The sequence below is a fragment of the Angustibacter peucedani genome, from assembly GCF_054779595.1.
The window spans coordinates 1-9,623 of the sequence record NZ_BAAGXY010000097.1 but is presented as its reverse complement, the minus strand read 5'-3'; the positions used below and the strand labels follow the sequence as shown (position 1 = coordinate 9,623).

Annotated in this window: 10 protein-coding genes and 1 tRNA gene; 4 read left to right on the top strand and 7 right to left on the bottom strand. The window is 73.6% G+C overall.

Translation table 11 applies throughout. The annotated features are described in order from the left end of the window. The 6 genes from ACYVJ4_RS15925 to ACYVJ4_RS15900 all read right to left on the bottom strand — a co-directional run. On the bottom strand, positions 1–911 hold a 911-nt coding region (locus ACYVJ4_RS15925; RefSeq protein ID WP_460461122.1), incomplete at its 3' end, for a serine/threonine-protein kinase. Continuing rightward, complete coding sequence (locus tag ACYVJ4_RS15920) at positions 908–2,359, bottom strand: peptidoglycan D,D-transpeptidase FtsI family protein (RefSeq protein ID WP_460461121.1); 1,452 nt, start codon at positions 2,357–2,359, stop codon at positions 908–910. The genes ACYVJ4_RS15925 and ACYVJ4_RS15920, both read right to left, overlap by 4 nt. Next, positions 2,356–3,738 carry an FtsW/RodA/SpoVE family cell cycle protein gene (locus ACYVJ4_RS15915; RefSeq protein ID WP_460461120.1) on the bottom strand — a complete coding sequence of 461 codons (1,383 nt, stop codon included), beginning with the start codon at positions 3,736–3,738 and terminating at the stop codon, positions 2,356–2,358. Before ACYVJ4_RS15915 ends, ACYVJ4_RS15920 begins: the two co-directional genes overlap by 4 nt. After that, on the bottom strand, positions 3,738–5,126 hold the full coding sequence (locus ACYVJ4_RS15910; RefSeq protein ID WP_460461119.1) for a PP2C family protein-serine/threonine phosphatase: 1,389 nt from the start codon (positions 5,124–5,126) through the stop codon (positions 3,738–3,740). The genes ACYVJ4_RS15915 and ACYVJ4_RS15910 overlap by 1 nt, the downstream gene beginning before the upstream one ends. Positions 5,127–5,132: 6 nt before the next feature. Continuing rightward, positions 5,133–5,612 (bottom strand): FHA domain-containing protein FhaB/FipA, encoded by a 480-nt coding sequence (locus ACYVJ4_RS15905; RefSeq protein WP_460461118.1) that lies wholly within the window; start codon positions 5,610–5,612, stop codon positions 5,133–5,135. Continuing rightward, positions 5,609–6,421: an FhaA domain-containing protein gene (locus ACYVJ4_RS15900; RefSeq protein ID WP_460461117.1), complete on the bottom strand. Its 813-nt coding sequence runs from the start codon at positions 6,419–6,421 to the stop codon at positions 5,609–5,611. Before ACYVJ4_RS15900 ends, ACYVJ4_RS15905 begins: the two co-directional genes overlap by 4 nt. A 185-nt stretch (positions 6,422–6,606) precedes the next feature. On the opposite strand from ACYVJ4_RS15900, the gene ACYVJ4_RS15895 reads away from it, so the two are divergent. Continuing rightward, a tRNA-Leu gene (locus ACYVJ4_RS15895) sits at positions 6,607–6,689 on the top strand. Positions 6,690–7,005: 316 nt separating this feature from the next. Further along, complete coding sequence (locus tag ACYVJ4_RS15890; protein WP_460461116.1) at positions 7,006–7,467, top strand: DUF4262 domain-containing protein; 462 nt, start codon at positions 7,006–7,008, stop codon at positions 7,465–7,467. A gap of 12 nt (positions 7,468–7,479) precedes the next feature. Here ACYVJ4_RS15890 and ACYVJ4_RS15885 read toward each other — a convergent pair whose 3' ends face one another. Next, positions 7,480–7,752: a three-helix bundle dimerization domain-containing protein gene (locus ACYVJ4_RS15885; protein WP_460461115.1), complete on the bottom strand. Its 273-nt coding sequence runs from the start codon at positions 7,750–7,752 to the stop codon at positions 7,480–7,482. A 74-nt stretch (positions 7,753–7,826) separates the two neighbouring features. Between ACYVJ4_RS15885 and ACYVJ4_RS15880 the strand changes: the two genes are divergently transcribed. Next, positions 7,827–8,183 (top strand): hypothetical protein, encoded by a 357-nt coding sequence (locus ACYVJ4_RS15880; protein WP_460461114.1) that lies wholly within the window; start codon positions 7,827–7,829, stop codon positions 8,181–8,183. An 83-nt stretch (positions 8,184–8,266) separates the two neighbouring features. Continuing rightward, positions 8,267–9,623 (top strand): adenylate/guanylate cyclase domain-containing protein (locus tag ACYVJ4_RS15875; RefSeq protein ID WP_460461113.1); only part of this gene is annotated, 1,357 nt, incomplete at its 3' end.

Below are 9,623 nucleotides of genomic sequence, written 5' to 3'. Positions count from 1 at the left end.
GCGAGCAGCGCGGCGTCGGCCGGCGACAGGGCCTGGGTGGCGTCGGCAGCGGGCGCCGCCGCGGCCGGGACACCGGTGGGCGCGATGCCCGCCAACGCCTCGCCGAAGGCGGCCCCGAGCGCGGCCGCGCTGGCCGGACGACGGGCGGCGTCCTTCTCCAGCGCCATCATCACGACGGCCGCGACGGGCGCCGGGACCTGCGGCGGCAGCGGGGCGGGCGCGTCGTTGACCTGCGCCATCGCGGTGGCCACCATCGAGTCGGCGTCGAAGGGACGACGTCCGGCCAGCGCCTCGTAGGCCACGACCCCGAGCGCGTAGACGTCGCTCGACGGCGTCGCGGCCTGGCCGAGCGCCTGCTCGGGCGAGAGGTACTGCGCCGTGCCCATGACCTCGCCGGTGCGGGTGATCGGCGCCTGGTCGCCGGCCCGCGCGATGCCGAAGTCGGTGATCTTGACCTGGTCGTCGGCGGTGAGCAGCAGGTTGGCCGGCTTGACGTCGCGGTGCACGAGCCCGCCGTCGTGCGCGGCCTGCAGCGCGGCGGCGGCCTGCTGCAGCAGCGGCACGGCCACGGCGGCCGGCAGCGCGCCCTCGCGGGCCAGCCGGGCTGACAGCGGTTCGCCGTCGACGAGCTCCATGACCAGGTACGCCACGCCCTCGACCTCGCCGTAGTCGTACACCGACGCGATGCCGGGGTGCGACAGCGAGGCCGCGTGCCGGGCCTCGGCGCGGAACCGGGTGAGGAAGGCCTCGTCGTCCGCGTACTCGCGGCGCAGCAGCTTGACCGCGACCTCGCGGCCCAGGACGTCGTCGAGCGCGCGCCAGACCTCGCCCATGCCGCCGCCGGCGATCCGCTCGGTCAGGACGTAGCGGTCGCCGAGGCGCAGGCCGGGCTCGGGGTGGACGGCGCTCATCGCAGCACCGCCTCCATCACGGCCTTGGCGATCGGGGCGGCGACCTTGCCGCCGAACGCCTCGTTGCCCGCCTGGCCGCCGTCCTCGACGACGACCGCCACGGCGACCTTCGGCTCGTCAGCCGGCGCGAACGCGGTGAACCACGCGTGCGGCGGCAGCCCCTTGCCGTGCTGGGCCGTACCGGTCTTGCCTGCCACCGAGACTCCTGTGATCTGCGCGCGCGTACCCGTGCCGGACTCGACGACCTTCTGCATCATCCGGGTCAGCTGGTCGGCGACGTCCGCCGTCACCGCGCGGCTGAGCTCCTGCGGCTTGCCCTGCTCGATGACGTCGAGGTCGGGGCTGCGCACCGTCTTGACCGCGTAGGGGTTCATGACGACGCCGTCGTTGGCGATCGCCGCGGCCACCATCGCCATCTGCAGCGGCGTGACCCGCACGTCGTACTGGCCGATGGCCGACTGCGCGCTCTGCGGCGGGTTCATGCCCTCGGGCACGACGCTCGCCGTCACCGGCATGGGCGCGTTGATCCGGTCGCCGAAGCCGAACTTCTGGGCCTGCGCGCGCAGCGCGTCGCCGCCGAGCTGCAGGCCGAGGTAGCCGAAGGCGGTGTTGCACGAGATCTCGAGGGCCGTCGTCAGGTCGACCTTGCCGTTCGGGCCGCACGGACCCGCGAAGTCGTTGGGCAGGTCGGTGGTGGTCTGCGGCAGGTCGAGGGACGCCGGGCCGGGCACCTCGGAGTTCTCGTCGTACTGGCCGCTGGAGAGCGCGGCGGCCGAGGTGATGAGCTTGAACGTCGAGCCGGGCGGGTACAGCGCGCTGGTGGCGCGGTTGACCAGCGGGTCGTCCTCGTCGGCGTTCAGGCTCTTGTACGCACGCTCGACCGCGCCGAGGTCGTGGCCCGACAGGCGGTTCGGGTCGTACGTCGGGTGGCTGACCATCGCCAGCACCGCGCCGGTCTTGGGGTCGAGCGCGACGACGGCGCCGCGCTGGTCGCCCAGCGCCTGGTCGGCCGCCTTCTGCGCGGCGGGGTCGATGGTCAGCTCGACCGAGGCGCCCTGCGGCTCGCGCCCGGTGACGAGGTCGACCAGCCGGCGGAAGACCAGCGCGTCGGACGAGCCCGACAGCAGCGGGCTCTCGCTGCGCTCGATGCCGGAGCCCGCGCCGTACACGAACGAGTAGTAGCCCGTCAGGTGCGAGTAGAGCTCGGGCTGGGAGTACCGACGCACGTACTTGAGGTCGTCGTCGCTCGCGACCGACCGCGCCACGGGCGAGCCATCGACGAGGATCGGACCGCGCTGGCGGCTGTAGTTCTCGAGCAGCGTGCGGCGGTTGCCGGGCTTGTCGCGCAACGAGGACGCCTGCACGAACTGGATGTACGTCGACGACAGCAGCAGCGAGCCGAAGAGCACGAGCACGAGGGCGGCGAGGCGGCGGATGGGGGCGTTCACGGCAGCCTCACCACCTCGGTGGGAGCGTCGTCCGTCGCCAGGTTGGCGGGGTCGATCGCCGGTGCCGGACGACGGGCCTGGTCGCTGATGCGCAGCAGCAGCCCGAGGATCGCCCAGTTCGCCACCAGCGACGAGCCGCCGGCGGACAGGAACGGCATCGTCAGACCGGTGAGCGGGATGATCCGCGTGACGCCGCCGACGACGACGAAGCACTGCAGCGCCACCGTGAACGAGAGCCCGGTGGCGAGCAGCTTGCCGTAGCCGTCGCGGACGCCGATGGCGGTGCGCAGGCCGCGCTCGACCATCAGCACGTAGAGCAGCAGCAGCGCGAACAGGCCCACCAGGCCGAGCTCCTCGCCGAACGACGGCACGATGAAGTCGCTCTCGGCGTAGTAGGTCAGGTCGGGGCGGCCGCGCCCGAGGCCGGTGCCCAGCAACCCGCCGTTGGCCATGCCGAACAGGCCGCGCACCAGCTGGTCGCTGACCTCCAACGCCTTGGTGGAGAAGGGATCCAGCCACAGCAGCACGCGCCGCTGCACGTGGCCGAACAGCAGGTAGGCGAGGTAGGAGCCGGCGACGAAGAGCACCAGGCCGATGGCCAGCCAGCTCTTGCGCTCGGTGGCGACGTAGAGCATCGCGACGAAGAGCCCGAAGAAGAGCAGCGACGAGCCGAGGTCGCGCTCGAACACCAGCACGCCCAGGCTGGCGAGCCAGGCCACGATGATCGGGCCGAGGTCGCGGGCGCGGGGCAGCGACAGGCCGAGGTACCGGCGTCCGACCAGCGCGAGCGAGTCGCGGGTGTTGACCAGGTACCCGGCGAAGAACATCGCCAGCAGGATCTTGGCCAGCTCGCCGGGCTGGAACGACAGCGGGCCGACGCCGATCCAGATGCGCGACCCGTTGATGTTCTTGCCCAGCACCGGGAGCAGCGGCAGCAGCAGCAGCCCCAGACCGACGGCCATGGCGGTGTAGGTGAACCGCTGCAGCCGGCGGTGGTCGCGCAGCAGCCACAGGATCGCCAGGCACAGCACGACGCCGACCGTCATCCAGATCAGCTGCCGCGCCGCCATGCCGCCGCCGGAGCGGTGGTTGGCGAGGTCGAGGCGGTGGATCATCACGAGCCCGAGGCCGTTGAGCACCGTCGCGATCGGCAGCAGCACAGGGTCGGCGTAGGCGGCCTTCCAGCGCAGCAGCAGGTGCACGGCGCCGACCAGCACGATCAGGCCGAGCCCGTAGCTGAGCAGGCTCGGCGGCAGCGTGCCGTCGACCGCGATGCCGACGTTGGCGTACGCGGTCAGCACGATGAGCACCGCGAAGACGAGCAGCACCAGCTCGACGCCGCGGCGCGTGCGGGGCACCAGGGTCGTGACGGTCGACATCAGCCGGCGCTCCCGCACCCCGTGCCCGGGTCGGCGGGCGTCGTGGCGGGGCTGGGCGTGGTGGGGCTGGGCGTGGTGCCGGACGTCGTCGCGCTGGGGGCCGAGCCGGCAGCGGTTGGCGACGTGGTCGGAGAGGTCGTCGGGGACGTCATGGCCGTGGACGTCGGCGCCGGCGTGGTGGTGGTGCAGACCTGGCTGCGCAGCTCGGCGACCTTGTCGCGCGCCGCGGGCAGGCCGTCGACCGTGATGCTCGAACGCACCTGCTCGGCCGTGTACTCGGGCAGCTCGGCCAGCGCGACGTCCTGCTTCTCGTAGACGTGCGACATCTTCAGCGGTCCGATGTCCTGCGGCAGACCGCGGTAGATCGCGACGTCCGTGCCGTCGGCGCCGACGTAGTACTGCTGCTGGCTCCACGCGTACGCGGCGTACCCGCCGGCGCACAGCACCGCGGCGACGACGACGGCGGCGAGCAGGCGCAGGGTCCAGCGGCGGCCGCTGGCGGGCGGGCCGACCGCCGGGTGCTCGTCGACGACGGGCTCGACCGGCGGGCGGTCGAGCGCGGCGGCCTTGGCGGCCGGCGTCGTGGCGGGGGCGCTGGTGGGGACGGTGCCCCGGACGGCGGCCGAGCCCACCACCTCGGGGGCCGTGCCCGCGGCGGCCTCGGCCGGGTCGACCACGTGGGCCACGACGCACGTGATGTTGTCGGCGCCGCCGCCGCGCAGGGCGAGGTCGACGAGCGCCTCGGCGCAGCGGCCCGGGTCGTCGTGCTCGGCCAGCACCTCGCCGAGCGTCTCGTCGCGGACGACGCCGGTAAGCCCGTCGGAGCACAGGACGAAGCGGTCACCGACCGCGGTCTCGCGCACCGACAGGTCGGGCTCGTCGTCCGGGTCGCCGGTGAGCACCCGGGTGATGACCGAGCGCTGCGGGTGGCGGTCGGCCTCCTCCTCGGTGATGCGCCCCTCGTCGACGAGCGACTGCACGAAGGTGTGGTCGTGAGTCAGGCGGGTCAGCTCGCCGTCGCGCAGCAGGTAGCACCGCGAGTCGCCGATGTGGGCCAGCGCGACCCGGCTGCCGTGCAGCACCATCGCCGTGGTCGTCGTCCCCATGCCCTGCAGCGCGGGGTCGTCGAGCACCCGCTGGTGCAGCTCGGCGTTGGCCGCGCGCAGCGCCTGCTCGAGCTCGGTCAGGGCGTCCGCGCCGGGGGAGTCGCCGTCCAGCTCGACCAGCCGGCCGAGCGCGACCGAGCTCGCGACGTCACCGGCCGCGTGCCCGCCCATGCCGTCGCAGACCGCGAGCAGGTGCGGACCGGCGTAGCCCGAGTCCTGGTTGTTGGTGTAGCGGCCCAGCCCGATGTCGGAGCGGGCCGCGTAGCGCAGCGCGATGGCCATCGCGGGTCACCGCCGGGCTTCGAGGACGGTGGTGCCGATCTTGAGCGTCGTGCCGACGTCCAGCTTCAGCGGCTGGCTCAGCCGTTGGTTGCCGACGTACGTGCCGTTGGTCGAGCCGAGGTCCTCGACGAACCAGTCGCCGTTCTCGGGGTAGATCCGCGCGTGCCGGCCGGACGCGTAGTCGTCGGTGAGCACCAGCGTCGACTCGGGGTTGCGGCCGATCAGCACCGACTGCTGGCCCAGGGTGATCGTGGTGCCCTTGAGCGGTCCCTCGGTGACGAGCAGGTGCGCGGGACGACGGCGGTCGCGGCGCGGGGCGGGTGCGGCCTTCGCGGGAGCCGGGCGAGGTGCCGGCGGGGTCGTCGGCCGCGCGGTGACCTTGGTGCCGAACAGGTCGCCCCGCAGCACGCCGACCACCGAGAAGACGAACACCCACAGCAGAGCCAGCAGCCCGAGGCGGACGACGGTGACGGTGAGCTCGCTCATCGCTCTCCGCTGCGGTAGACGGCACGGGTGCGGCCCACGGTGATCGCGGCGCCCTCGACCAGCTGGCGCGAGCCGACCCGCTCGGCGTCGACGAAGGTGCCGTTGGTGGAGCCGAGATCGCGCAGGGTCGCCACCAGGTGCGGGCCGTCGGCGGTGACCCGGATCTCGGCGTGCCGGCGGCTGACGCCGGGGTCGTCGAGCACGACGTCGGCCTCGTCGCCGCGGCCGATCACCGTGGTGCTGGCGACCAGCGGGTAGGCGTGGCCGTCGATGTCGAGCCACGGGCGACGGCTCGGCTTCTGCTCGGCGATCGCGGCCGTGGCGCTGCGCTCCTGGCGGCGGGCCTGGGCCTCGCGCTGGGCCGCGAGCACGTGCGGCGCCGGGGTCTCGGGGTCGCGCGGGATCGGGGCCGGGGCGGGACCGCGCTCGACCTGGCGGCCCTTGACCGTGGCGCTGCGCACCCGGAAGACGCCGGTGTCGAGGTCGGGGACCTCCTCGAACTCGACGGTCACCGGGCCGACGAACGCGTACCCCTGCTGCTCGGCGTGCGCGCGCAGGTTGGCGGCGAACTCGTCGGACAGCGCGTCGGCGTAGTCGTAGAGGCGGTCGTGGTCGGTGGAGCCGAGCTCGACGACGAAGGCGTTCGGCACCAGCGTGCGGCCGCGTCCGACGACGGCCGCCCGCTCGTCGGCCGCGCGGCGCAGGGCGCTCGCGATCTCGACGGGCTGGACCTCCGAGCGGAAGGCCTTGGCGAAGGCACCGTTGACGGCGCGCTCCAGCCCCTTCTCGAAGCGGTCGAACACCCCCATGCGGCACCTCCCTCGCGGTCGTGGTCTTGGTCGTGCTCTGGGTCGTGGTCTCGGTCGCCGGGCAGCACGCAGCATCCGCGCGGTCCGGCGGCCCTGCAGCGATCCTAGCCGTGGACGGTCGGCCCGCCTGCGCGTGCTAGCCTTGGCGGCGAACTTCGGGGCCCTCGCGGGCCACCGAGGTTCATGCGCGAGTGGCGGAACGGCAGACGCGCTGGCTTCAGGTGCCAGTGTCCGAAAGGGCGTGGGGGTTCAAATCCCCCCTCGCGCACCCCTCACCCGAAACCCCCGAGACCTTCACGGTCCGGGGGTTTCGTCGTTCTCGGCGAAGGTGACCGTGCAGTCCGCGACACCATTCCCGGTTCCTGCCCGAGAGGCCGTGCTGCGACTGCCCGCTCGCCCGGCGAAACCTGTCATGGACTGCTCACGCCCGCACGCGATCCTGCACCATCTGCTCCCGGGCCGGCCTCGCCCGTGCTCGGCCGACCCCGCCCACGCCGCAGAAAGTGCACGATCGCGCGCAGGCGTCAGGGTTACCTGTGGACGACGAGAGCGGACGGTCGTCCGTGCTCGGCAGGATGGATGGCATGGACGACGACGCGGTGCGCGACCGGATCACCCTCGACGCGCTGGAGAAGATTGAGCAGTTCGGGTGGATGGTGCAGGGGGTCGCTGGCGGCGCTGACGAGCCGTCGTTCTGCTACACGGTGGGCCTGACGCCGCACGGTCTGCCAGAGCTGGTCGTGTTCGGGCTGCCGTACTCGGTGTCGGTCCACGTGCTGAACGACCTGGCGAACCGGTTGGTGAACGGGTCGCAGGAGGTCCCGCCGCCGGGCTCGGCGGTTTCCGAGCTCCTCGCCGACGGGTACGACCCCGTCGTGGTGGAGGTCGACGACTCGTCCGAGCACCTGCTGCTGGCCAACCGGCTCTACGGGGTCGACGGCCCGGTCGCGGCGCTGCAGCTCGTGGTGCCCGACCCGGCCTACCGGTTCCCGTGGGACCCGGGCTACGACATGCCTGGCCAACCCGTCATCGGCCGACGAGGCTGACTGGCCAGGACCTCAGGCGACGACGGCGGTCGCCGGCTCCTCGCGCAGGTCGACCGCGGGCTCGCGCGAGAGCAGCGTCTCGCGGGTGTAGCGCTGCACCAGCAGCGGGACGAAGGCGCGCACGGGTGCCTGGTCGAACCGGGACGCGACCTCGTCGAGCACCTCGTCGACCTGGCGCGGCCCCACGCGCTCGTCGAAGTCCTTGTGGACGGCGGTGACGACGTCCGCCAGGTCGGGTCGCAGGCTCGGTCGGTCGGCGCCGATGTCGGGCGGGGAGAGGGCCATGGCCCGATGGTGGGGCCGCCAGATGAACGGCAGGTGAACGAGCAGGCCTCGCGCGGGCGCGGCACGATGACGTCATGGCCACGTACCAGGTCAACCCGGACGCCGTGCGGCATGTGCGCGAGCTCATCGAGAAGAAGCAGTACGTCCTCGACAGCGACTGGGGCGACGTGCAGCCCGACGCCGAGGCGCAGAACGCCTACCTCGAGCGGCACTCGTGGGACGAGTACGCCGCGTGGCACCTCGGCCTCACCGAGGGCGCCAACGACGAGACCAAGGCCCGCTACGCGTTCGTCGCCGGCGACCTGCGGCGGGTGCACCGCAGCGGGCTGATCGCGTGCGTCTACCGGGCGGCGGAGTGGCGGCACAAGAAGGTCGAGCTGGCCGCGCACGAGCTGCTCCAGCACCTCGACGCCACCGCCGGCATCGAGTGACCTCGCCCTAATCGCGTGACGGGGGCGGGTCGGTCGCGGTTCCATGGGGCCTGACCCACCGCCGCACCCCGCTGGAGGCGCGCATGGCGGACCTGCCCACCGGCACGGTGACCATGCTGTTCACCGACATCGAGGGGTCGACGTCGCTGCTGCACCGGCTCACCGCCGACCGGTACGCCGGTGTGCTGACGCTGCAGCGCGAGCTGCTGCGCACCGCCTTCACGGCCGAGCAGGGCGTCGAGATGGGCACCGAGGGCGACAGCTTCTTCGTCGTCTTCGCCTCGGCCACGGCCTGCGTGCGGGCGGCGCTCGCGGCCCAGCTGGCCCTCGCGACGACGGCATGGCCGGACGGCGCGAGCGTGCGGGTGCGCATGGGCGTGCACACGGGCGAGCCGCGGCGGCACGAGGACGGCTACGTCGGCATGGACGTCCACCGGGCCGCGCGCGTGGCCAGCTGCGCGCACGGCGGCCAGGTCGTCGTCTCGGCCGCGACCCACCAGCTGGTCGAGGGCGCGCTGCCGGACGACGTCCGCCTGCTCGACCTGGGCGAGCACCGGCTCAAGGACCTGCCCGGGTCGGAGCGGCTCTACCAGCTGGCCGCACCCGGCCTCGACGACGCCTTCCCCCCGCTGCGCACCCTCGGCGCGCGCTCCAACCTGCCGGCGCAGACCTCGTCCCTCGTCGGCCGCGACGCCGAGCTGGCCGAGGTCGCCGACGCGGTGCTGAGCCGTGACGGCCGGCTGACGACGCTCACCGGTCCGGGCGGCAGCGGCAAGACCCGGCTGGCGCTCGCGGTGGCCGAGCGGGTCGAGCCGCTGTTCCCGGACGGCGTGTACTTCGTGCCGCTCGAGACCGCCCGCAGCGCCGACGTCATGTGGTCGCGCCTGGCCGAGACCCTCGGCGTCTCGACCGACGGCGTGGCGGGCGACGCCGTGGTCGAGCACCTGGCCGGCGCGCGCACCTTGCTCGTGCTCGACAACCTCGAGCAGCTCGACGACGCGCCCAAGGTCGTCGACCGGCTGCTGCGCGAGGCCACCGGCTGCCGGGTCGTCGCGACCTCGCGCCGGCCGCTGCACCTGGACGGCGAGCAGGAGCACGCCGTGCCCCCGCTGACCCTGCCGCGGCGGCGGGCCCGCAGCGTGTCGGACGTCGCAGGAGCCGGGGCGGTCAGCCTGTTCGTGCAGCGCGCGCGGCTGGTGCGGCCCGACTTCGCGCTCGACGCGTCGAACGCCGCGGACGTCGCCGCGATCTGCCGCCGGCTGGACGGCCTGCCATTGGCGGTCGAGATCGCCGCCGCCCGGCTCAAGCTGCTCGGCGTCGCGGCCGTGCGGTCCCGCCTCGACGACGGGCTCGACCTGCCGCAGTCCAAGCGCGCGGCCGGGCCGAAGCGGCAGCAGACCCTCGCGAGCACCATCGCCTGGAGCTACGAGCTGCTGCCGC

What these genes read in the sequence shown, in the direction of transcription:
- ACYVJ4_RS15910 (WP_460461119.1), bottom strand. Translation starts at nt 5,126, where the DNA reads ATGGCCATCGCGCTGCGCTACGCGGCCCGCTCCGACATCGGGCTGGGC.
- ACYVJ4_RS15890 (WP_460461116.1), top strand. Translation starts at nt 7,006, where the DNA reads ATGGACGACGACGCGGTGCGCGACCGGATCACCCTCGACGCGCTGGAG.
- ACYVJ4_RS15915 (WP_460461120.1), bottom strand. Translation starts at nt 3,738, where the DNA reads ATGTCGACCGTCACGACCCTGGTGCCCCGCACGCGCCGCGGCGTCGAG.
- ACYVJ4_RS15885 (WP_460461115.1), bottom strand. Translation starts at nt 7,752, where the DNA reads ATGGCCCTCTCCCCGCCCGACATCGGCGCCGACCGACCGAGCCTGCGA.
- ACYVJ4_RS15880 (WP_460461114.1), top strand. Translation starts at nt 7,827, where the DNA reads ATGGCCACGTACCAGGTCAACCCGGACGCCGTGCGGCATGTGCGCGAG.
- ACYVJ4_RS15905 (WP_460461118.1), bottom strand. Translation starts at nt 5,612, where the DNA reads ATGAGCGAGCTCACCGTCACCGTCGTCCGCCTCGGGCTGCTGGCTCTG.
- ACYVJ4_RS15900 (WP_460461117.1), bottom strand. Translation starts at nt 6,421, where the DNA reads ATGGGGGTGTTCGACCGCTTCGAGAAGGGGCTGGAGCGCGCCGTCAAC.